Source organism: Acidobacteriota bacterium, from assembly GCA_016716715.1.
Lineage (GTDB): Bacteria > Acidobacteriota > Thermoanaerobaculia > UBA5066 > UBA5066 > Fen-183.
In genome coordinates this window covers 1-22,767 of sequence record JADJVE010000012.1, presented here as the reverse complement: position 1 = coordinate 22,767, position 22,767 = coordinate 1, and the positions used below count along the sequence as shown (strand labels likewise).

The window sequence follows — 22,767 nt, the reverse complement described above, 5'->3', positions numbered from 1 at the left end:
ACGCGAGACAATGGACACGCTCATGACGTCAAGCGCCCCGGGCCCCCAGGCGCAGGCCCCGATCGTCTCCGCTCCGGATCGCTCGGTCGAAGGGCGCCCGGACGTCATCACGTGCCGCAACGTGAACCTCTTCTACGGGGAGAAGCAGGCGCTCTTCGACATCACGATCGGGTGCAAGAAGAACGCGGTGACCGCGTTCATCGGGCCCTCGGGCTGCGGCAAGTCGACGCTCCTCCGGTGCCTGAACCGGATGAACGACCTCATCGACGGCGTGAAGATCACGGGGACCATCGCAATCCACGGCGAGGACATCTACCGGCGCGGCACGGACGTCACCGAGATCCGCAAGCGCTTCGGAATGGTGTTCCAGAAGTCGAACCCGTTCCCCAAGACGATCTTCGAGAACGTCGTCTACGGCCTCAGGATCCAGGGCGAGAACCGCAAGGGGGTCCTCGAGGAGGCGGCCGAACGCTCCCTGCGGAACGCCGCCCTGTGGGACGAGGTGAAGGACCGCCTCGGCGACTCGGCGCTGGGACTCTCCGGCGGCCAGATGCAACGCGTCTGCATCGCCCGCGCGATCGCCGTCGAGCCCGAGATCCTCCTCATGGACGAGCCCTGCTCGGCCCTCGACCCGATCGCGACGAGCAAGGTCGAGGAGCTCATCTTCGAGCTGAAGGAGCGCTACACGATCGTCATCGTGACGCACAACATGCAGCAGGCGGCGCGCGTCTCGGACGAGACCGGCTTCTTCATGCTCGGCAAGCTCATCGAGTTCGACAAGACCGAGACGATCTTCACGAAGCCGCGCCAGAAGACGACCGAGGACTACATCACGGGGAGGTTCGGGTGAAGCCCGCGCCCGGCCCCGCGCGACCCCGGATCGCGGTCGTGGAAGACGACGACGATCTCGCGTTCACGCTCACGTACAACCTCAAGAAGGAAGGCCGGTACGAGGTCGAGCGCTACGCGGGCGGCCTCGTCGCGATGGACGAGCTGCTCGTCCGCCCGCCGGACCTCGTCGTTCTCGACCTGAACCTGCCCGACGTGGACGGTCTCACGATCTGCCGCGAGCTGAAGAAGCACGAGGAGACCCGCCGGATCCCGATCCTCATGCTCACGGCGCGCGCCGAGGAGCGCGACAAGCTGCTCGGCTTCGAGCTGGGGGCGGACGACTACGTCACGAAGCCGTTCTCGATGAAGGAGCTCCTCGCCCGCATCGCCGCTCACCTGCGGCGGGCCGCGTCCCCGGAGTCGCCGGACGACGTCTTCGAAGACGGGCGGCTGAAAATCGACCGGGCCCGCCACACCGTGGAAGTCCGCGGGCAGCAGGTCCACCTCACGAAGAAGGAGTTTGACCTGCTCTGGCTCCTGATCCGGAGCGGCGGACGCGTCGTGTCGCGGGAGACGATCCTCTCGCGCCTCTGGGACTATGCGGCCGACATCGAAACGCGCACCGTCGACGTCCACGTCCGCTCGCTGCGCAAGAAGATCGGCGACGACGTCATCGAGACCGTCGTCGGCGTGGGGTACAAGTTCCCGAAATGAGCCGCTTCTTCCGCCGCGCGGCCCTGCCCGCGCTCGCCGGCCTCGTTCTGGGCGTGCTGTTCGCGCTCATCCTCGGGCGCGTCCTCGACGGCGCCGTGCGCGAGCGCGGCCGGAGCGAGCTCGTCGCGAAGCTGGACCGTCTCGTTCCCGAGTTCGAGGCCGACCTGAGGTCTCGAATCGCCCCCACGGATCGCGTCCGCCTCGCCGCGCGCCAGGCCGGAGCGCGGCTCACGCTCGTGGAGGGAGACGGCACGGTCCTCGCCGACAGCGAGGTCGAGGCCGACCAGGTCGCCACGGTGGAGAACCACGGCTCGCGCCCCGAGATCGCCGCGGCCCGCCGGGACCTCGTCGGCTTCGGCGAGCGGCGGTCGGCGACCGTCCTCGAGCCTTTCGTCTACGTCGCCCGGCGCGTCGGCGAGGAGGCGAGCCCGGTCGGCTACGTCCGGCTGGCGATCAGCCAGAACGACCTCGACTCCCTCGAAGCGCCCTTCCGGCGGACGCTCACGCAGATTTCCGTCCTCGCCGGCCTTTTGGTCGGCCTCGTCGTGACGTTCATCCGGCAGAGTCACGCGCGCGCGCTCGAGCGCGTGCGCGCCGGCGTCGCCGAGGCCGCGGCCGGCCGCCACCCGGCGCCTCCGGAGGGCGGCTCGGAAGAGACTCAGGAGGTCTACGTCGCCCTCGCGCGATTCGCGCAGCTCGTCTCGGCCGAGCGCGCGGGCAGCGAGAAGGCGCGCCTCCTCGCCCGCACCGTCTTCGAGCAGGTGCCCGTCGGCCTCCTCGTCGTGGACCGCTCTCTCGCCCTCCTCGACGCGAACCCGGCCGCCCTCGCGCTCTTCCACGTGCCCGCGGGCGCGCCCCGCGCGGCGCTCGTCGACCTCGTCCGCCACCCCGACGCGCTGCACCTCTTCGAGGCCGGCGTGGCCGCGGCCTCGTCCGAGGCCGCGCCGTCCTCCGCCGTCCTGCGCTTCGGCGGCGAGCTGACGCCCGAGCAGATCCTCGAGATCACCGTCCGCTCGGTCCCCCACCGCGACGCCCACGGCGAGCCCGCCGCGATCGGCCTCGTGAGGGACGTGACGGAGCGCGAGCAGATGGAGACGATGCGGCGGCGCTTCGTGTCGGACGTCTCGCACGAGCTGCGGACGCCCATCGCCGCCATCCGCGCGGCCGTCGAGACGCTCGCGGGCGAGGACGAGCTGCCCGCCGACATCGCGCGCCTTCTCGGCATCCTCGAGAGGCAGTCCTCCGAGATGGAAGCCCTCGTCTCCGACCTGACGGACCTCTCGCAGATCGAGTCGGGCGCGGTCATGCTGCAGCCCGAGCGCATCGCGATCAAGTCACTCCTGACGTCCGTCGTCCGCGACCTGCAGTCCGCCGCCGAGGCGCGCAACGTGACCGTCGCCGTCTCCACGCCCGAAGCGCTCGCCGTCTCGGGCGACCGGCGCCGGCTCGCACAGGTGTTCCGGAACCTCGTCGACAACGCCGTGAAGTTCTCCCCCGCCGGCGGCCGCGTGGACGTCCTCGCCGAGGGCGGCGCCGAGGGGCCGGACGGGCTCGCGCCCTGCGTCGTCCACGTCGTGGACCGGGGAATCGGCATCCCCCGCTCGGAGCAGGCGCGGATCTTCCAGCGCTTCTACCGCGTCGACCCGTCGCGCGCGAAGTCCGTCCCCGGCACGGGCCTCGGCCTCGCGATCGTCAAGCACATCCTGATCCTCCATGGCGGGTCCATCCGCGTGGAGTCCGAGCCCGGCAAGGGCAGCCGCTTCACCGTTTCGCTGCCGGCCACGACGCCGCACGAAGCCCCCGCCCTCGAGGAGACGATATGAAGGAACACTTTTCCGAACGGCTCGAGGCGCTGCGCCGCCAGCTCATCTCGATGGGCGCGCAGGCCGAGAGCCAGATCGCGGCCGCCATCGAGGCGCTCGTCACGGGCGACGCGGCCAAGGCGCGTTCGGTGATCGAGGGCGACAAGGTCATCGACCAGATGGAGATCAAGATCGACGAGGGCGCGGTCGACCTGCTCGCGACCCAGCAGCCGGTCGCGGGCGACCTCCGCCTCCTCGTCTCGGCGCTGAAGATCAACGCGGACCTCGAGCGGATCGGCGACCATGCCGTGAACATCGCCGAGGCGGCCGAGCGCATGGCGAAAACCCGCCCGTTCAAGCCGTGGATCGACATCCCCTACATGGCCGAGATCGCGCGCGGGATGCTGCAGGATTCGCTCGACGCGTTCGTCCGGCGCGACGCCGCCCTCGCTCTCGCCGTCTGCAAGCGGGACGACCTTCTCGACGAGAAGAACAAGTCGATCATCCGCGAGTTGCTCACGTACATGGCCGAGAACCCGTCGCTCATCACGGCCTGCCTCGAGATTATCGGCATCTCGCGGAACCTCGAGCGCGTGGGCGACCTCGCGACGAACATCGGCGAGGAGACCATCTACATCGCGCAGGGCGACATCATCAAGCACAACATGGGGCCGCGGCCTTCCGAACCGGCGCCCGACGCCTGATGCACCCGGCCCGTATGCGCGGCGGGCCGGGAAGGCCTACGATGGCCCCGCGATGACCGGCCTGAAGTTCTCGATGGTCCCCGGAACCTACGCGGTCTGCCGCATGCCGGCGTCCGCGGCCCTGCCGGCGTGGGCCGGGAAGGCCTTCGTCTCGATCACGCGCACCGCCGACGAGCTGTCGATCGTGTGCGAGGAGCGCCGCATCCCGGCCGACGTCGAGGACGGCATCGAATTCCAGCTCGAGCGCGGCTGGGTGCTTCTGAAGCTCCACGGCCCGTTCCCGCTGGACGCCATCGGCGTCCTCGCGTCCGTCGCGAAGCCGCTCGCCGAGGCGGCGATCAGCCTCTTCGCGCTCTCGACGTTCGACACGGACTACGTTCTCGTCAAGCGCACCCACGCCAAGCAGGCGATCGCGGCGCTCACGCTGGCCGGACACAAGCTCGTCGAGCCGACCTCCGGCGCCTTTCGCCGCTCATAGCTCCCGGAGGATCCGAAGGTAAGGAGCGGTAACGTCCGGCACCACAGGAGGCCCTCATGCCGCTCGTCCGCATCTCCCTCCGCGAAGGCAGGACCCCGGAATACCGCCGCGCCGTCGCCGACTCCGTCCACGACGCCATGGTGGCGACCATCGGGATCCCGAAGGACGACCGCTTCCAGGTGATCACCGAGCACGGGTCGGACGGCCTCATCTACGACCCGGCCTACCTCGGGATCAAGCGCTCCGACGACGTCGTCTTCGTCCAGATCACGCTCTCGACGGGCCGGACCGTCGAGATCAAGAAGGCCCTTTACGCGAAGATCGCCGAGAACCTCGCGAACCGCGTCGGCCTGCGGAAGGAAGACGTCTTCGTGAACCTCGTCGAGGTCGTCAAGGAGAACTGGTCGTTCGGGAACGGCGAAGCGCAGTACGCGGGGTGAAGGCCGAGGAACTGACCTCCCCGCACGACAGCGGGGCGTTCGCAATCGGCCTGGAGAAGGACTCGGGGGAATGGTCGATTCGCAGGCTGGGGCTCTAGAAAGCACCCAAATCGCGCGTTTGCACGCGCGAAAACACCTATCAGTAGGCTGGCCTAGCCAGTCAAATTGGGCGAAAGTGGGTTAGGAGCTCAGCCGCCGATGGGGAACGTGCCGCTGAAGAGGCACATGATCGCGAACATGAAATCCATAAGTCCTCCTAGGTGCGGCCTAAGCCGCGTGACAAGAATTGAGCTTTGTTTGGTCCTCTAACCGTGGGCTATATATACGGACAGAGGGGGGCACACCTTTGACCCCCCTCTTGAAAAGATTTATTTTGAGGCACCCGATTCATGGCACCCCGCCCCCTGACTATTGAACGTTGTCTAGAGAAAGATCAGTTTCCGTTGACCACCAGACGGAAAGGCTTGTACCCCTTCTGAACGCCGCGATCGCGGGCCTCGAGGTACTCGACAACGTGAGCGACCAGCTCCCTGGAAATGTCGGCCTCGTCGGCCTGGGCGAAGAGCTCGCGAATCGCCGGATCGAACGCAACCGCGACACCCGGGATCTCGCGGCGAAGAGCGCGAACCCGCGTGAGCATCTCTTCGTGCTTCCGGAAGGAGTTGAAGTGCCTTGAAGCGCGTCCCTTCTTCAGTTCGATCTGGGCGAGGCCCGTACCGGATCGAGAAGAGCGCCAGCTTCAGGTCGAGCCGCCGTGCAAAGCCCAAGGCCTTTGGCGTAGGTCGCCTTCGCGGCTTCCAGCCGCCCGAGGAGCAGCAGCGCGAAGGCCTTATTCCCGAGGTGTTCGCGTAGACGACTTCGTCAAGAACCGGATGCAGGTTTTGGAGGGCACCGTTGTAGAAATGGAGCGCGGATTCATTTCGGTTACGGTTCGTGAGGAGAACGCCCAAACTCGCTTCGGTCCTTCCCGCCCAGTTCTCCTGTCCATAAAGCTGGAACTCGCCGAGTGCCCTGCGGAGCAGCTTCCAGGCCGAAGCCCAGTCCCCTTCGAAGCTCGCGGCCGAACCCTCGAAGTAGTCCGCCAGAGCGAGGGCAAAGGTGTCCTCGCCCGCCTCGACGAAGCTGACGCGCGCCGCCTGAGCGACCGCGCGCGATTCGGCGCACTTGCCGAGGTAGTTCAGCGCGTTCGACTCGAGCAGCTGCGCCTCGCCCATGACCTGCTCGCGGCAGACGGGCTGCGCGGGGCCCTTGTCCTTCAGGAACGGGAGGCTCTTCGACGCCGCCGCGATCGCCTTCGCGAGCTCGACGTACATCGCCGGGTCGCTGGAGACCTTCGGCATCGCGAGCTGCGCCGCATACAGCAGGGCGTAGCCGCGGCTGGGATCGGCCTCAATCGCCTCGATGCGGGACTTCGCCGCGTCGATCCCCTGCTCGCCCGCGAGCTTCACGATCTCGGCCGCGATCTGCTTGCCGTCGAACGACAGGCGCCCGAGGCGGTCGGCGGGGCGGCTCTTCCGCTTGAACTGCGACAGGAACTTCTCGCGCTCGTCGGCCGGCGCGTCGTCAGACGGGATCTCGTCGAAGAACGCGTCGAACTCGTCCTTCATGACGCGCGCGCGCTCGATCGTCTGGATGCCTTCGAGCTTTCCGTTGCACGACGTGCAGCCGGTCTCGACGTGCTGCTTCACGTGCGCGTTCAGCTCGGTCGTCCCCTCGGTGATCAGCTCGAAGAGCTGCCAGTGCTCGGGGCAGACGGCGACGTTCGGGTTCGCGCTCACGCGAGCACCTTCCGCATCTTGTCGAGGCAGCCCCAGATGCGCTTCCACACCGTCTTCTGCGAGTAGCCCGTCGCCTTCGTCATCTCGGCGAGGCTGTACTCCTGGCCGAAGTAGAGGCGGACGATCTTCTTGCACCGCGGGCCCGCGCTGCGAATGGCCTTGTTGACCATGCGCACGGCCTCGAGGCGCGCCGTGACCTTCTCGCACGACGGATCGGAGACGTCCATCCCCTCGGGGAACTGCTCCGTGCGCCGCTCGCGCGACGTCGCGATGTTCAGGCAGGTGTTGAGGAACGCGATCTTCACGTAGCCGATCGGGTCCTTCACGCGCGGGTCGCGCGCGAGGACGCGCATGTAGACCGTCTGCACCGCGTCTTCCGCTTCCTCGCGGCTGAAGCGGTACTTCCGCATCGCGAGGCTCACGAGCTTCGGACGCAGCACGTTGTTGAGAGCGTTCCAGTCCCACTCGCCCGGCGTCGTGCCGATGGCCTCGGAGGCGACGTCGTCATTTGCAGGCAGCTCGTCGGAGAGGACCGCGCGCAGGACCGCGACCTCGGACAGACTTCCACCGCCCGCGATTGCGGGCTGCATTCCGTCTGTGGGGTCCCATGCAGCCATGAGAACCTCTCCATAAAGGAGCTTCGCCCGCTACCCTGCGGGTGCTCCCGGTAAACCTTGTGGAATTGTTTCATAACCGGGGCCGTGTCAATAAGGAAATCGAAGAGGAAGATCTTCTTTGAATAGTCGACAAAGAGAATTCAGATTCACGGCTTTCTCGTTAGACACCTTCGGGGCGAAGATCCGTTAACCTCTTCCGAGATGAGCCGACCAATCGCCTCCCTTTCAGGGCTCCTCATCCTCGGCGCCATTGGCGCCCTGGCTGGCCTTGCAGTTGCCGAGTCGCCCCAGCCTGCGGTCGCTGGGGCCGATCCCGCCCGTATCCTCAAGGCGCGCAATGCGATGCGGCCGCTCGGCCGAGAGGCGCGGCTGGGGTCGTGGCGGCTCGTCACCGACGCCGCCATGGGAGAGCTGACGGGCCTCGACGCCGTGGCCGAGCGCCTCGCGTCAACCTACACCGCCCGATTCGGTCTCGCAGCCGCGCCAGGAGCTGGGCAAGTCGTCGTAATCTATTCCAGCGACGAGCGTTACAGGCGCTTCGTCGAGTCGGACGGCAGCCCCTCTTTCGCCGCCAGAGGCCATGCCGGCGCCGGGCTCGCGGCCTTCGCCCTCGGGCTGACCCCGCTCGACTCGCGGGCCCTCCTCGTCCACGAGCTCACTCACCTCCTCTCGCAGGGCGCCCTGGGTGCGTCGCCCGCCGCCTGGCTCGACGAGGGCCTTGCCGAGGATCTGGCGTGGTGCCGCGTGGACGCCGAGGGCAGGCTCCAGCCCGACACGTTCGAAGCGCGCGAGATCCCGGACGCCTGGATCCAGAGCGCCCGCGCCGGGAAATCGCTTCCGCTCGCGGCGCTGCTCTCCCCCGCCACCCGGCTCTTCGCGAACTCCGGATCGCGCCGCGACGCGACGACGACGAGCGCGATGCTCGTGCGCTGGTGCCTCGGCGACGCCGCGCGGGCCGCGAGCTTCCGGGCTTTTCTGAAGTCGGTCGCGAAGGGCGGCGCCGGAGACGCGGCCGCGCTCGCCGCGGCGCTCGGGACGGGAGCGCCGGAACTGCAGAAGGACTTCCTCGCGTGGGGGCGTCAGGCAAACTCCGGCCCATGATCTTTCTCACCGGAGTCAGCGGCTACGTCGGCCGCCGTGTCGCGCGCCGTCTCACCGCCTCGGGCCTTCGGGTCCGCGGCCTCGTTCCCGCCGCCGAAGGTCTTCCCGCCGACCTGCCGGGCGTCGACCTCGTGCGGGGGGACATCCTCGACCCCGCGTCTCTCGAGCCGCTCGGCTCGGGCGTCACCGCCGTCGTCCACGCCGCGGCCGCGATGCTTCCAAACCCGCCGGAAAAGATCCGCACCGTGAACGTCGACGGGACGCGCAACGTCCTCGCGGCGGCGCGCCGGTGGGGCGCGGCGCGCGTCGTCTACGTCTCGGCGGTCTCGGCCGCGTACGCTAAGAAGAACAGCTACGGGCAGTCGAAGGTCGATGCGGAGGCGCTCGTCGCGGCTTCCGGGATCCCGTTCGTCGTGCTCCGGCCGACCATGGTCTACGGCGAGGGCGGCGGCCTCCACTTCGCGCGCCTCGTCGAGCTCGTGAAGAACGCGCCCGGCGTCTTCCCCGTCTTCGGCCCCGGGACCGCGAAGGTCCAGCCCGTCCACGTCGAGGACGTGGCGGCCGCCGTCGAGATCGCGCTCTCGAGCGCGGCCGCAGCCGGTGGAACGTGGGGCGTGTCGGGCGCGACGGTGCTGTCGTTCGACGACCTCGTCGCGCGCGTCGCGACCGCGCTGGGGCAGCGGCGCCGCATTTTCCACGTCCCGCTGCCGCTTGCGATGGCCGCGGCCTCGCTCGCCGTGAAGGTCTCGCCCTCCTTCTTCCTCACGCCCGAGGCGCTCCTCGGCCTGAACCAGGACGCGGATCTCGACTTCGGGCCGTTCGCCGCGGCGTGTGGATATCGCCCGAGGACGCTGGACGAAGGCTTCGCCGCCGGCCTCGGCGTCAGCGCCGCGTAGCCGGTTCCTCGATCCTCATCACGCGAGTGCTCCCGAACCGCGCCGCCTCGCGCGCGCGGCGCGCGATCCACTCGTCGAGGACGACGACGCCGCTCGAAAGCGAGCTTTCGTTCGGCTCGCCGGGAGGCGGCCCTTCCCACAGGACGATCCAGCGCGCGCCGGAGGCCTCCAGCGACCGGACGATCTCCTCCTGCACGGTACGCGTCGTGATGACTCCGGGGTGCAGATTGTCGTAGCGCGTCGCGTTCGGGCGGCCCGCGAGGAAGTAGACGAGGGGCGCGTTGTAGACGAGCCGGTCGTGACGCTCGTTCCCGACGAAAATGCGCTCGCCCGGCTTCGACTCCGCCGCGACGAAGCGCGCCGCCTCCGCGAGGTCGGACGGAATCGCAGTCCCTCGCGCCGCGGAGGGCGCCGCGAGAGCTACGAGAGCTATGAGCGCCACTGCGGCGAAGAGCGCCGCGCCCGCGGCACGCAGCCGCGGAGCGGCGATCCCCTCGCGCGGCCCCGCGAGAGCCGCCAGCGCCACGAGCGCGAGCGCGAGGGCGGGGTTCAGGTGCTCGAGATCCGCCCGTTGCCAAGGCGCCGCGAGGAGAAGAAAACCGGCGACGGAAGAAGCCAGCAGGACGGACGCGGACGCAGCCGTGCCGCCCGCGCCTCGCCGCAGAGCCACTCCCCCGCATGCCGCGCCTGCCAGCGCCGCCACAAGAACCGCGACGAAGAGGATCGGCACCGCGGCCGCATTCAGAGCCACATTCGAAGAAATCCCCCGTCCGAAGGCCTCGGCGACCTGCTCGAACCGCAAGGAAAGGGGAATCGAGCGGAATCGCCCGAACGACGAAGTGGGAAACAGGATCGCCTGTTCGAAGAATTCCTTGAAGGTCCCTCGCACGGCCAGCGTCGCCGCCAGCGTGGCCAGGCCGATGGAAAGCCCGACGGCGAAGGGGATGAGAGCGTCGAAGAGAGTCGCGCGAAGCTTCCGCCCTAACGGCGCACTCAGGGCGGCGGACGTCCCCACGGCGATCGCTCCCGCCACCGCCGCAGCCCCGACGAAATCCTGCTTGAACCAGAACGTGAGGCCCGCGAGAAGCCCGGCGACGAGCGCGCGGCGGCGCGGGCGGTCCGTGGGCGCGCACGCGGCGAGCAGCGTGGCGAGGACGAGGACGAGGCCGGCGTCGCGCGACCGCAGCGAGAGCGTCTGCGTCGGGAGGACGACGAAGAGCAGCGCGGACGCGGCGGCCCATCCCGTTCGCGCCGCGAGCCGCGCGAGCAGGAACAGGAGGACGGCCGCGAGCGCGACGACGCCGATCTTCACGGCGCGCTCGACGCCGAGCGTGGCGCCGAAGACGCGGAACGCGCCGGCGAGAAGCCACGTCGTCCCGGGGGGGTGAAGGCTCCAGAAGTCGCGGTACGGCGTCTCGCCCGCGAGAACCCGCGTGGCCGCGCAGAGCGTGTTGCCCTCGTCGTACGGGCCCTCGTACCCCGACGTCAGGGCCGGCCAGCCCCACGCGACCGCGGCGGCGGCGGCGGCGCACGCTGCGAAGCGTTCGGACCGGGTCACCCCCGCATGATCGCGCACTCGCCGTGGGGCCTCGACACTACTTGTCAGGAAGTGTGTCCATGAACCGGGTTTCGCGCGGGCGTACGGGTGGGCGTGTCCTTGCGGCCGCCGCGCTGGCCGCGTTCGGCCTCTTCGGCGCCGCCCGGGCCGACGCCGAGCGGGTCGTGGACGACAGGACGTTCCGGGTTCTCGACGGGCCGCTCGGGCCGGACGCCCGGATCACGACCCAGCCCGTCACGCTCGACGACGGAACGAGCGTGGAATTCGAGGTTTCCCAGCGGCAGGTCTTCGCGCCGGACGCCCAGATCGTCGTCCACGGCCGTTTCGGCGACACCCTCGCCCCGGCTCCCACCGACCGCTGGTTCACGGGGCGCGTCATCGGCGATCCGTCGTCCGTCGTCGTCCTCGCGCGCGGGCGCTCGCTCCGCGGCTTCGTGATCACGGGCGGGCGCGTCTCGGTCCTCGGGCCGGAGCGTCACCCTTACGGCGACGGACCTCCCGGCCGCACCCTCGTCCGGACGCTGGACCCCGAGACCGACGTCCCCGACGCGATGCGGACCTTCACGTGCGGAACGGACTCGCTTCCCGTTCCCCCCGAGACGAAACCCGCCGCCTCGCTGAACCGGCGCGCGCTGAGCAACGTCATGTACTTCGCGGGAATCGCCGTGGAGACGGACTACGAGCTCTACGCGAAGTTCAACTCCACGACGAACCTCACGAAGTACGTCGGCGACCTCTTCGCCTTCGTCTCGGCGGTTTACCAGCGCGACGTTCTCGTGACGCTCCAGGTGAACCACCTCTCCATCTGGACGACGGCGGCGGACCCGTGGAACGCGACGAGCGGCACGTCCGCCGCGCTGTCGGAGTTCGTTTCGTACTGGAGCACGAACCGCGGCACCGTTCCCCGGGCGACGGCGCACATGCTCTCGGGGAAGGGCCTCGGCGGCGGCATCGCCTACCTGAACGCGCTCTGCGGCGGCGCCGGGTACGGCGTCAGCGCGAGCCTCTCCGGCGTCGCTCCGACGAACATCTCGTACACCTACTGGGACTTCATGGTCGTGGCGCACGAGCTCGGGCACAATTTCGGCTCGCCCCACACGCACTGCTACACCCCCGAGGTGGACCAGTGCTGGTCGGGCGAGTGCTACGTCGGTCCGACGAGCGTCCCCCCCGAGAAGGGGACGATCATGAGCTACTGCCACCAGCGCTCCGGCGGATACTCGAACATCAAGATGTTCCTCGGCGTGCCGGGCGAGACGAGCCAGGCCGTCACGGCGCGCATCCGGACGTACGTCGAGGGCCGCCCCAGCTGCTTCGGCACGGTCGCGGGCCCCATCGTCACGGACGTCGCCCCGAACGCGGGCCCGACCGCCGGCGGCACCGCGGTGACGATCTCGGGGACGGGGTTCGTCTCGGGCGCGACCGTCACGATCGGCGGCGTGGCCGCGACGGGCGTCGCCTTCGTGAACGCGACGACGATCAACGCGACGACGGGCGCGCACGCCGACGGCGTCGTCGAAGTGACCGTCCGGAACCCATCCAACCAGGGCTACACCGCGACGTCCCTCTACACGTACGGGACCGGCATCCCGCCGACGCCGACGCCCACCCCGACGGCGACGGCGACGCGGACGGCGACGCCGACGATCACACCGACCCTGACGCCGACGGCCACCGCGACCCCGACCCAGACGCCGACGTTCCTGCCGGGCACGCCGACCCCGACGCCGACCAGGACCCCGACCCTGACCCCGACGCGAACCTCGACGCCCACGACCCTGCCCACCCCGCCCCCGCCGACTCCGACCGTGACCCCGACGCGAACGCCGACGCCTACGCCGACCCCGACGCGGCAGGGGGCCACGACGTTCTTCACGCTCACGCCCTGCCGCCTCGTGGACACGCGCAACGCGGCGGGCCCCCTCGGCGGACCCGCGCTCGGCGCCGGGGCCTCGCGCACGTTCACGCTCGTCGGTTCGTGCGGCGTTCCGGCCGGGACGCAGACGGTCTCGGCGAACGTCACGATCGTGAGCCCGGCCGCCGCCGGCGACCTCGTGATTTACCCCGCGACGCTCGCGTCTCCGCCAGCCGTCTCGACGGTCAGCTTCCGGGCCGGCCGGACGCGGGCGAACAACGCGCACCTCTTCCTTTCGAGCGACGGCACCGGCCGCGTGACCGTGCGGAACAACACGAACGGCTCGCTGAACCTCGTCCTCGACGTGAACGGTTACTACCGGTAGCCGCAGCTGAGATTCGCTCTCCCCGGTCTAGAATCGGCGCTCCGCTTCATCGGAGGTGCCGGATGACGAACGCTCCCCTCCTCACCGACTTCGTCGGAGGCGCGTGGATCGACTCGCGCGCGACGTCGTCCTGCGACGTCTACAACCCCGCCACGGGCGCCGTCATCGCGAAGTCGCCGCTCGGGACGCGCGCCGACGTGGACGCGGCCGTCGCCGCGGCGAAGGCGGCGTTCCCCGCCTGGCGCGCGACGCCCGTCGTGGAGCGCGCGCGCGCGATGTTCGCGTTCAAGAACCGGCTCGAGGAGCATTTCGACGAGATCGCGCGCATCGTCACGACCGAGCACGGCAAGACGCTGGACGAGTCGCGCGGGTCCGTCCGCCGCGGCATCGAGGCCGTCGAGGTCGCGTGCGGGATGCCCTCGATGATGATGGGCTACGGCCTCGAGGACATCTCCCGCGGGCTCGACTGCGACGTCCACCGCCAGCCGATGGGCGTCTTCGCGGCGATCGCGCCGTTCAACTTCCCCGCCATGGTGCCGCTCTGGTTCCTGCCGTTCGCGGTGGCGACGGGCAACACGTTCGTCGTGAAGCCGTCCGAGCTCGTCCCGCTTTCGCAGAAACGCATGCACGAGCTGCTCTCCGAGTGCGTCCCGCCCGGCGTCGTGAACCTCGTGAACGGCGGAGCGGACGTCGTGAACGGGCTCTGCGAGCATCCGGACGTGAAGGGCGTGTCGTTCGTCGGCTCGACGCCCGTCGCGAGGCACGTCTACCGGACGGCGTCGCACGCCGGCAAGCGCGTGCAGGCGCTCGGGGGCGCGAAGAACTTCATCGTCGTGATGCCGGACGCGAACCTCGACAAGTCGATCGGCATCGTCTCGGAGTCCTGCTACGGCTGCGCGGGCGAGCGGTGCCTCGCCGGCTCGATCGTCGTCACGGTGGGCGGCGCGAGCCACCACGCGGACGTGCGCGAGCGCCTCGTCGCGGCCGCGAAGGCGATCAAGGTCGGCGACGGCCTCGAGCCGGGCGTCACGATGGGGCCGGTCATCCGCGAGGCGGCGCGCCAGCGCGTCCTCTCCTACATCGACAAGGGCCTCGCCGAGGGGGCCGAGCTCGTCCTCGACGGCCGCGGCGTCACCGTGAAAGGCCGCCAGAACGGGTTCTTCCTCGGGGCGTCCGTCTTCGACAAGGTCTCGCCGAAGTCCTCCATCGGGCGCGAGGAGATCTTCGGGCCCGTGCTGTCGCTCATGAACGTGCCGGACCTCGCTTCGGCGCTCGCGCTCCTGCACGACCACCCGCAGGCGAACGCGACGTCGATCTTCACGGGGAGCGGCAAGTCCGCGCGGACGTTCGCGTCGCAGGCGCCGCCGGCGATGGTGGGCGTGAACGTCGGCGTCGCGGCGCCGATGTCGTTCTTCCCGTTCGGCGGGTCGAAGGAGAGCTTCTTCGGCGACGTGAAGGCGCACGGCCGCGACGGCATCGCGTTCTACACAGACCAGAAGGTCGTCATCGAGAGGTGGTTCTAATGCCGCGCAAGGTCACGGTCGGCCTGATCCAGACGCACAACCCCGTCTCGGACCCGAAGGCCTCGCTCGCGAAGGTGCAGAAGGCCGCGATGGACCTGCACGTGAAGCTCATTCACGAGGCCGGCAGCAAGGGCGTCCAGATCCTCGGCCTGCAGGAGATCTTCAACGGGCCGTACTTCTGCCCGTCGCAGGACTCCCGCTGGTACGACGCCGCCGAGCCCGTGCCCGGGCCGACGACCGAGGCCATCGCGAAGATCGCGAAGAAGTACCGCATGGCCGTCGTCGTGCCCGTCTACGAGCGCGAGGACGCCGGCGTCTACTACAACACCGCCGCCGTGTACGACTCGGACGGAACGTACCTCGGCAAGTACCGCAAGAACCACATCCCGCACACGTCGGGCTTCTGGGAGAAGTACTTCTTCAAGCCGGGCAACGTGGGCTACCCCGTCTTCCAGACGCGCTACGCCAAGGTCGGCGTGTACATCTGCTACGACCGCCACTTCCCCGAGGGCGCGCGCGCGCTCGGGCTGAACGGCGCCGAGATCGTCTTCAACCCGTCCGCGACCGTCGCGGGCCTCTCGCAGTACCTCTGGAAGCTCGAGCAGCCCGCGCACGCGGTCGCGAACGGCTACTTCGTGGCGGCGAGCAACCGCGTCGGCACGGAAGCCCCGTGGAACATCGGGCGCTTCTACGGGTCGTCGTACGTCGTCGACCCGCGCGGCAACTTCCTCGCGACCGCGAGCGAGGACAAGGACGAGCTCCTCGTCGCGACCTGCGACCTCGACATGATCGAGGAGGTCCGGCGCACCTGGCAGTTCTTCCGGGACAGGCGGCCAGAGACGTACGGCCCGCTGGTGGCACTGTAACGAAGGGCCCGAGAGCGCGAAGGTAGGCGAACATTCTGGCCGGTCAGGAGCCTCTTATGCGCTCTTCCCGGTCGCCGCGCAGTCCTCGCCACGCCGTTCCCGGCCGTTTGCTCGAACCGGCTGCCCTTCCCGCCCTCCTTCACGCCACGCACCTTCTCGGCCTCGCTCTCGGCTCGGCGCTCGGAAAGCTGCGCGACTCAGGTGCGACGGCAGCGAAGATGTTCGAGAAAGCCGAGGAGAACGCCCTTCTTCTCAGGATGATGCGCGAAGCAATGGGGATCCTCGGCGAGCGCTGGGACAAGGTGCCGGACCGCAATCGCCCGCATTACGAGCCCGAGCAGCGGTTCAGGATTCTCCGCATCAGGAGCTTTCTCGGGCTTTCGCAGCGTGAGACCGCGGAGATGTTTCGCGTGTCGGTCGAGACCATTGCCCGGTGGGAGATCGAGGCGACCAGCGATGACGACCAGGCTGCGCGTCCCCTCGTTGCGACGCAGCCGCCCGTCCGGCGCTTCGCCGACGTGGTGAGAGCCGTAGTCAAAACGATGGAGCTGGCCGGCTTCGGAGGAAATGACCTGATCGCACGGACGCTGGCGCGCGCGGGTTGGAGGTTGTCGTCGAGAACAGTTGGGCGGATTCGCCGGGAAGGCGGCCGTCGCCCCGGCTCCCCGACGCGCTCACGCGGGCGGCGCAAACCGTGCGGGCCCGCCGCCCCAATCACGTCTGGATGGCGGATCTGACGGACGTGAGGGGGCTGTTCGGGATCGTGACGTTCAAGATCGGGGTCGTGTTTGACGTCTTCTCGCGGATGCCGCTCTCGGCATTGGTTTTTTCCAAGGAGCCGTCGTCCGTCGAGATCAGCCGGTTCGTCTCGAGGGCCACGAAGCGGCACGGGCGGCCGGCGCACTTCGTGTCGGATAGAGGGCCGTGCTTCATCGGCCAGGTCTTTCGCCGAATGCTGCGGAGCCTCGGCGCGAGGCCGAGGTATGGAGCGATTGGAAGGAAGGGCTCAATCGCACTGATCGAGAGGCTGTGGAGGACGTTGAAAGACACACTCGGCCTGCGCCTTCTTCGGCCGCTCGCCGCAGAAGACCTCGCGGCGAAGGTCGAGACCGGCCTCGTTCACTATGCGCACTTCCGCCCGCATCAAGGGCTGAACGGGGCGACGCCGGCCGAGATCTACTTCGGACGGACGCCCGCGCATCTCTCGGCAATCCCGCCTCCTCGCGGCAGGCCGGGCGAAGGCCCGATGGACTCCCCGTTTCGCATCGAGTATCTCGACGCGGAGCGGCTTCTGCCGGTGTTGGTTCGAAACGCGGCCTGAAGGGCGACAAGACGTTCGGCAAAGCGACGCTGAATCGTGAAGAGGTGTGCGCTCGCCGCATCCGACGGCCACGAAACCGCTGGTCCGTGCGCGCCAGAGCGCGCCGCAAATCCCATTGCGCCCCTACAGCCTATGGCGGGCTACGTGTCCTCGCCGTGTAGATGCTCAGCCTCTTCGCGGTCAGCCAGACGCTCATATGTTGCAGCGAGGCGATTCAAGAGAGCCGCCGTTCGGGGGGAAGACGTTCTGAGGTTCTCCCCCCGTAGTCGGTACTTTTCCGCGAGCTCGCGCTCAGCGCGGCCACCGGATGGGCTATAGACACCGCGGGCGTTGAACACACTCAACTCGATGCCCCTTTCGATATCCGCGCTCGACAGCTCCTCGACAAGCTGCGAAACCGCGGAATGGGGCCATTCCCCGTTCTCCCCGCTCGGTAAACCGATTGCATCCCCGATGGTGAGATCACCAATGACACCACGGCCACTCGCCTGAAGGGCGGTTCGCGCCGCGGCCACCCGCAGGTATGCAGCGGCGCAAAGGCCAACTCGCTCAGACGTTTGGCGCCTGGAGGCCCATGCCAGGATTTCAATAGGCGATAGGCACTCATGGCCCGGTTCTTTTCGTTTTCGTCGAGAGAAGGCGCGGGTTCATCTTCCGAACGGAACGCGAGAGTGCACAGATCCACGAAGAACTGCGGTTCGGTAGCCATCCGCTCGTGGAGCGCCAGCGGATGCTCATGCATATCCAAAACAAAGGGAAGGAGTGTCCATTCAAACTCCCAGAGTCGGCTGCGAACAGGGTCGACCTTCGCGAAGCGCCCCAGGAGTCGCCGGACATCGTGTGCGATCGGCGCCAACGCAGCAGGATCCTCCTTGATGGCTCGGCTGAGCGCTTCGACTGCCAGGTCTAGCTGGTCGTCGCCAATCGCGTCGGCGTAGAGGCCAAGGAGCGCGACTGCTCGAACAGGCTGATCATGTTGGAGCAACTGTCGGGCCGGCCGCCCAACGGCGACCTCATGACCCATTCCAAGAGGCCAGAAGCGAGCCCAGTAGGCCCTCCGGGTTTCCGGCGTCTCTCGGTCAAGCGATTCCAGGTGTCGGCGCCGGCTGACTCCATGAGGTAGACGCTCGCGGTGCGACTCGCCGTCCACGACTCCCGGTGCCGCGCGAGCACAGCGTCTCGCCATCCCGGGCCTGCGCTCTCGAGGCGTCCGCCTATGAATCCTCGAACAAACACTTCGTCGGAGGTCGCTGAACTCGCCTTTTCCCTCAGTACTTCGTCTTCAACCGCGGATGTCAAAGGGAGGTGTCCGAGCGCGCGCCCGACGAAACCTGGGACCTCCACTGCCTCTGCAAGAGCGCGGACACCCTCCACGCCTCGGGTCTCGAGGAGAGACTTGACCGCCTCCCGACGCCGCCTCTCGATCTCGGCCTGTTCGGCATCCCATTCGCGCTCCTCGCCAAGATTCGGGTGGTGGCCGAAGAGCCACGCGTGGCGGACCACGAGGTCACCCGGCTCCAAGACGGGCAGAAGCTCTTCTATGGCGCTCACTTCCTCCGGAGAGAGCGCCCACTTCGCTCTCGCAAATTCTCGGTGCGAGTTCACGAGACCTCGTATCGCGTTCCAGACATCGCTGCGCGTTTCAGCCGAAAGGCGAGGAACGTCCTTTCGAATGGCGGCCAGCGCCTGCTCACGGGCGCGAATGGGGAGCCGGTCGAGATCTTTCGCGATCCTGACCCACCGCTGGGGTTCGGCGCCTGCCAGATCCAGGAGACGTAGGGCTGCGTCGGAGATCGCATTGTCGTACTCGGCCCGAGGTACCTGACGCTCCGCCGGCTTCCAGCTGTTCCAGCGCGGGTTTCCCGCGGGCATGAGCATCTCGCCACCGGCTCGATTCGGCATCATCGCCAACAGGAGATCAAAGGCGCTCTCCGGCTCCGCCGATTGAAGCGCAGAAAGAGCCCCGAGGCGCTCTCTGAGCTCCGCTGCCGTTTGTGGCAGCCAGGGGCAGAAGATCCCATAGAGACTGGCCGCCGGCCTGTTCCGATATCTTCCGCCGGGGTCCTGTCGAGCGAGCGAGCCCAGTATCTTCGCGACACGAGTGAGGTACCGCGGGCTCCACGCTAGCCGCTCCAGCGACCAGAGCAGATTCGTGTGCAGCACCGGACTAGGAAAAGGGTCTGGGTCGCCTCGATCGCCTCCGAAGAGCTTCAGTATCTCCGGCACTTTATCGCCCAGACTCGACTCAACCGTCGCGAGAAACTCCTCGGGCGCCAGTTCGGCAAGGTCTGCGATGCCAGCGCCCAGCGTCGCCCAGACTTTCCAGTTCGCCCTACAGGCTGCGAGAAGACCGTGAACGACGTTCAGTGCGACATCGCGATGATCCGGCGGACGTTCGTCGAGGCTGAGAAACGCGAGAGCCTCAACCAGGCCTTGCCGCGCCTGCGCCGACATGTGCGTTTTCGGCGCTGACAGCGAGGCCTTCCAGCGCTCGTCGGGGGGAAGGTCCCAACGTGGTTCGGGTCGGGAAGATGCTTGATGACGACGTCCTCGAAGCGCTTGAGTTCCGAGGGGGTGAACCGGCGCTTGAGCAAACGCCAGGTGTCGCGCCGCGCTGCGAAGTACCAGAAGGACCCCGTTCGTCGAAGCGGCGGGTCGTCAAGGTTCGTCGCCTCGATCAGGGACGCCTCGAGCTCATCGTAGGGGATACCCGCGAGCGCCGCTGCCATTCCTCTGTCGACCTCGTTCGTCGCGTCCCAGTGGCCCAAAAGGAGCGAAGGGACGAGGTGTCGACCGATAGCCGTTCCAACCCAGGCCGGCAAATGTGAATCAGGTCTGTGGCCGAGCTCGCGCCGAAGTGCCTGAAGACCTCCGCGCCCCGTGCGAGCCAGAACACGAGCCACTCGCCAATTACGCGGGCGTCTTCCCCGCGGCCCGCAAGAACTACGTCTCCGGACAAGGCAGGGCTCGTGTCATGACACCAGCCTTGCCACCACTCGTCGAGTGGCTGGACCCCCACCACACTCTTCCCGAGTAATAGTCCGATGCGGAGAGCCTCAACGGGGGCTGTATCAATCCACGCCTCAATGTCTCCCGCGTCGAAAGCCCGTACGTCTTTCCAATCCCCTCTCTTCTGACGACTCGCCGCCCAGGCCCGCTTCCCCTTCCACGTATGCGCCGTGACGGCAACGTAGGTCGTGTTCGATCTGGTCGCGGCATCCGTGCCAGCCAACCGCTTTTTGTAGTCCTCCGTCGCCTTCGAAGTAACCTCGCTTTCGGTACTGAGCTCCCAGCGGGAGGCCCCTCCGGCACACGCGATGTTCCGGCCCCCGGCGCTACGAGGAGTTCCCCGTCCCAGCCGGGCGAGCCGATGAGTTCCCCTCCGGGAAAATCAACGTGCAGAGGTTTCGTCGTCGCGACGACTAGTCGGCGAATCAGGCGTGGGAGCTCACCGCGGGCAGGAAGCGAGCTCGCCCAGCGATCGAGGTCTACCGCGGTCACCTGGAGTTCGTGTCTCTGCATCTGTCTTTACCGCCCAGAGGGCTCGCATGCAGGTGTTCCCATATCACGACCTTTCACCCTACGTCGTGTGCGTCGCGTCGCCCGATCTCCTTGGGAAATGCCGTGTCGGGCTCCTGGCCATACCACATAGCACAGACCCGACCCTAGTCGACCTGCGCGCGTGCGAAATTCCACGCGCCCGGTCGGCACACCCTCGCGCGAAGCGGCGCGCTGCGCTGGAGGCCGAGAAAAGATCCTGACTCAGCTTCGTTTCCTCGCGGTCCGAAGAGGACCACGCCCCCGCGCCGGTGAACTCCGGCGTGCGAAGCGATCGTGCCGGGCGCTCGGCCGCCCGCGCGAGCCGGGCGCAGTCTCTATTTCTCCATCTGGGGGCGACGTCCGTCTCAGAGATCGGAGCATCGGGCAGGCCGTAGTTACGCCTGCCTCCCTTGCTAAACACGTAGGGCGCGCTGGAGAAAGGTAAGATGTTCCCAGCGCCACGCGCCGAAACGAGTTCAAACGGCAGGTTCTTCGTTTCGACGACGTGTCGACCCCAATGCGCGACCTCCTCAAGTTCTTGCAGGCCGAGCCGTCCACAGAAGTCTTCCCAGTTGTCCGAGAAGGCGTTCAGTCCAGTGATCAGTGCCACCGTGGAATCGGTCCCTTCGATTTCGTACCCGAAGGCATCTGATACCTCCTGGTCCCCCCCGGATGGCGGCGTCTCGCCCACACTCTTCAAGTTCTGTCTGACGCTCTCTCTCACCGCGTTCTTTCCCTGGCGAACCGAATCCATCAGCGGCAGTAGCCAAGGCGGAGTAACTATCGTCGGGACGAACCACGGCGGGACGTCATTGATCACCAGTGACCACTGGCTCTCGTCTTGACGGTCCGCTGGCCCGCGAACGAATACCGATTGCACCCATGCGGCTAGGCGGGCTGCCACAAGGTCACCAGCGTCCTGAGCTACTCCGGCAAGAAGCGAGTAATTGAGTCGGCTCACGTCCAGGGCCGAATCGCCGCTCTTAAGCTCTCGTTCAACTGCGGCTCGCGCAAGCTGTGCGAGATCCTTACCCTCGCTATCCTGAAGCCAGAGGTCGGCGGCGAACGGTCGAACGCGATCTAGACTGAGAAAGTACCAAGCCTCTCGCCACCGAAGATCGTCGGTCATCTAGCGCCTCATAGCGCCGCCGGCGCGAGTCGGAAAATCCAATAGAGAATCGTGCCGGAGATTCCGACCTCAATCGCCTGCTCAAGCGCCTTCCTCTCCGCTGGAGAGAGCGTTGGCCACGGGCGATCGGGGCGATCCGGGTAGTTCTTGACTGTCTCCGGATCGGGTTCCGGCGCCGCAGCCTGAGCCCAACTCCATGCGTCGGCCGGAAGCCCATCCCCACAGTGATTGGACTTCCAGTCGTCAATGAGGTTTCTCAAGTTGCGTTGCTTGTTAACGAACTGCTCTGCATGTCCGTAGATCGTGTTCTTTCCAGGTCCGCCGGTGCCGGGGCGTGTCCAAGGCAGCCGGCCTTTGTTCGCCCACTGTTCGGCGGTTCGCTTCGCTAGCTCAGTCGTCACCGCGATGATCTGGTCGCGAATCTCTTTGCATTTGTCCTCGCAGCCGTTAGGGTCCATGGCGGCCGCTGCCTGAAGCCCGGTGGGATCGACGAACTGCGTCGGTGCGGACCTCGCGTACCTATAGAGCTCAGGGCTCGGCGTTATTTGGCTGAGAGGATCGACCTGAGTAAAGGCGCCCGTCGCCGGCTGAGACCACCGAGCTCGATGGAACAGCAGTCCGGCCTCTCCCGTCTCTCTCCCCGTGTACGTGAAGGGGTGGATTCTCGTCCCTGTCTCGCTCTTCGCGACCCCCCACGCATCGAACACGGAACCGTGGCTAACGGTCCCGGTGGCGCTGTTCGTCGCCACGATGCTCCCGAGCCCGTCCGCATTAAGGTAGCTGACGGCCCCTGAAGCATAGAGAGCCAGCGGCTCATCGATTGACGGCCCAAACGCATATCTGGTCGTCGCGCCAGCCGTCGTCTCCGAGACGAGGTTCAATCCGTCATACAGGTACTTCGTCGTCACGCCCGCGACCGTCTTACTGGTCCTTCTCCCCTGGTAGTCATACGTGTAGCTGGCCGTCTCATTCCCCGTGATCGCCGCAAGCCGGTTGTCCGCGTCGCTTCCGAAGCCGAAGCCAGTTCGTGATACCTGGCTGCCATTGAAGTCGTACGCGTACGCGTTCGTTCCGTCGTTCATCAGCTTCTGCGCGTTCTTGGGATTCGCTCCGATCTTCTCGTACGTGTAAGTCTGGATCGTGGCGTCGATCTGGTTCGTGAGGCGGTTCCCGATGGCGTCGTAGGTCCACTGATGGACTTCATTGTTGAAGGGAGCGACGTTCGGGTA

19 protein-coding genes are annotated in these 22,767 nt (G+C 67.5%); 13 read left to right on the top strand and 6 right to left on the bottom strand.

The genetic code is table 11. The features are described 5' to 3' along the window. Nucleotides 1-22 precede the first annotated feature (22 nt). The 6 genes from IPL89_16280 to IPL89_16255 are packed head-to-tail and all read left to right on the top strand — an operon-like array spanning nucleotide 23 to nucleotide 4,969. Nucleotides 23-850, top strand: coding sequence for a phosphate ABC transporter ATP-binding protein (locus tag IPL89_16280; GenBank protein ID MBK9064727.1), 828 nt, complete (start codon nucleotides 23-25; stop codon nucleotides 848-850). Beyond that, nucleotides 847-1,545, top strand: coding sequence for a response regulator transcription factor (locus IPL89_16275; GenBank protein MBK9064726.1), 699 nt, complete (start codon nucleotides 847-849; stop codon nucleotides 1,543-1,545). Before IPL89_16280 ends, IPL89_16275 begins: the two co-directional genes overlap by 4 nt. Continuing rightward, the gene (locus IPL89_16270) at nucleotides 1,542-3,368 is read left to right on the top strand and encodes a PAS domain-containing protein (GenBank protein ID MBK9064725.1); all 1,827 of its coding nucleotides are present in this window, start codon (nucleotides 1,542-1,544) and stop codon (nucleotides 3,366-3,368) included. The genes IPL89_16275 and IPL89_16270 overlap by 4 nt, the downstream gene beginning before the upstream one ends. Beyond that, a complete protein-coding gene (phoU, locus tag IPL89_16265; GenBank protein MBK9064724.1) occupies nucleotides 3,365-4,051 on the top strand; it encodes a phosphate signaling complex protein PhoU in 687 nt (228 codons plus the stop codon). The genes IPL89_16270 and phoU overlap by 4 nt, the downstream gene beginning before the upstream one ends. A 52-nt stretch (nucleotides 4,052-4,103) precedes the next feature. Beyond that, entirely contained in the window at nucleotides 4,104-4,529 is a 426-nt protein-coding gene (locus tag IPL89_16260; GenBank protein MBK9064723.1) for an ACT domain-containing protein, read from the top strand. A gap of 56 nt (nucleotides 4,530-4,585) precedes the next feature. Then, complete coding sequence (locus IPL89_16255) at nucleotides 4,586-4,969, top strand: tautomerase family protein (protein ID MBK9064722.1); 384 nt, start codon at nucleotides 4,586-4,588, stop codon at nucleotides 4,967-4,969. A gap of 422 nt (nucleotides 4,970-5,391) precedes the next feature. Here the strand turns inward: IPL89_16255 and IPL89_16250 are convergent, their stop codons facing one another. Continuing rightward, complete coding sequence (locus IPL89_16250; protein ID MBK9064721.1) at nucleotides 5,392-6,747, bottom strand: hypothetical protein; 1,356 nt, start codon at nucleotides 6,745-6,747, stop codon at nucleotides 5,392-5,394. Next, the gene (locus IPL89_16245; protein MBK9064720.1) at nucleotides 6,744-7,364 is read right to left on the bottom strand and encodes a sigma-70 family RNA polymerase sigma factor; all 621 of its coding nucleotides are present in this window, start codon (nucleotides 7,362-7,364) and stop codon (nucleotides 6,744-6,746) included. The genes IPL89_16250 and IPL89_16245 overlap by 4 nt, the downstream gene beginning before the upstream one ends. A gap of 201 nt (nucleotides 7,365-7,565) precedes the next feature. Here IPL89_16245 and IPL89_16240 point away from each other — a divergent pair, with 201 nt between their 5' ends. Then, nucleotides 7,566-8,465 carry a hypothetical protein gene (locus IPL89_16240; GenBank protein MBK9064719.1) on the top strand — a complete coding sequence of 300 codons (900 nt, stop codon included), beginning with the start codon at nucleotides 7,566-7,568 and terminating at the stop codon, nucleotides 8,463-8,465. Next, on the top strand, nucleotides 8,462-9,361 hold the full coding sequence (locus tag IPL89_16235) for an NAD(P)-dependent oxidoreductase (protein MBK9064718.1): 900 nt from the start codon (nucleotides 8,462-8,464) through the stop codon (nucleotides 9,359-9,361). Before IPL89_16240 ends, IPL89_16235 begins: the two co-directional genes overlap by 4 nt. Here IPL89_16235 and IPL89_16230 read toward each other — a convergent pair. Beyond that, nucleotides 9,348-10,919: a hypothetical protein gene (locus IPL89_16230; protein ID MBK9064717.1), complete on the bottom strand. Its 1,572-nt coding sequence runs from the start codon at nucleotides 10,917-10,919 to the stop codon at nucleotides 9,348-9,350. The two genes, IPL89_16235 and IPL89_16230, sit on opposite strands and share 14 nt — an antisense overlap. A gap of 59 nt (nucleotides 10,920-10,978) precedes the next feature. Between IPL89_16230 and IPL89_16225 the strand changes: the two genes are divergently transcribed. From IPL89_16225 to IPL89_16205, 5 genes are all read left to right on the top strand, one after another. After that, the gene (locus IPL89_16225; protein MBK9064716.1) at nucleotides 10,979-13,159 is read left to right on the top strand and encodes an IPT/TIG domain-containing protein; all 2,181 of its coding nucleotides are present in this window, start codon (nucleotides 10,979-10,981) and stop codon (nucleotides 13,157-13,159) included. A 62-nt stretch (nucleotides 13,160-13,221) separates the two neighbouring features. Beyond that, nucleotides 13,222-14,682 (top strand): CoA-acylating methylmalonate-semialdehyde dehydrogenase, encoded by a 1,461-nt coding sequence (locus IPL89_16220; GenBank protein ID MBK9064715.1) that lies wholly within the window; start codon nucleotides 13,222-13,224, stop codon nucleotides 14,680-14,682. Beyond that, the gene (locus IPL89_16215) at nucleotides 14,682-15,548 is read left to right on the top strand and encodes an acyltransferase (protein MBK9064714.1); all 867 of its coding nucleotides are present in this window, start codon (nucleotides 14,682-14,684) and stop codon (nucleotides 15,546-15,548) included. Before IPL89_16220 ends, IPL89_16215 begins: the two co-directional genes overlap by 1 nt. A 107-nt stretch (nucleotides 15,549-15,655) precedes the next feature. Continuing rightward, nucleotides 15,656-16,285, top strand: a complete 630-nt coding sequence (locus IPL89_16210) for a hypothetical protein (protein MBK9064713.1) — start codon at nucleotides 15,656-15,658, stop codon at nucleotides 16,283-16,285. Next, nucleotides 16,273-16,869 carry a transposase gene (locus tag IPL89_16205; protein MBK9064712.1) on the top strand — a complete coding sequence of 199 codons (597 nt, stop codon included), beginning with the start codon at nucleotides 16,273-16,275 and terminating at the stop codon, nucleotides 16,867-16,869. The genes IPL89_16210 and IPL89_16205 overlap by 13 nt, the downstream gene beginning before the upstream one ends. Before the next feature lie 906 nt (nucleotides 16,870-17,775). On the opposite strand, the gene IPL89_16200 is transcribed toward IPL89_16205, so the two are convergent. The 3 genes from IPL89_16200 to IPL89_16190 all read right to left on the bottom strand — a co-directional run. After that, entirely contained in the window at nucleotides 17,776-19,323 is a 1,548-nt protein-coding gene (locus IPL89_16200) for a hypothetical protein (GenBank protein MBK9064711.1), read from the bottom strand. Between the two features lie 1,126 nt (nucleotides 19,324-20,449). Beyond that, nucleotides 20,450-21,538, bottom strand: a complete 1,089-nt coding sequence (locus tag IPL89_16195; GenBank protein MBK9064710.1) for a hypothetical protein — start codon at nucleotides 21,536-21,538, stop codon at nucleotides 20,450-20,452. An 8-nt stretch (nucleotides 21,539-21,546) separates the two neighbouring features. Further along, nucleotides 21,547-22,767, bottom strand: a 1,221-nt coding sequence (locus IPL89_16190; GenBank protein ID MBK9064709.1) for a hypothetical protein, incomplete at its 5' end; no start/stop codon positions are given.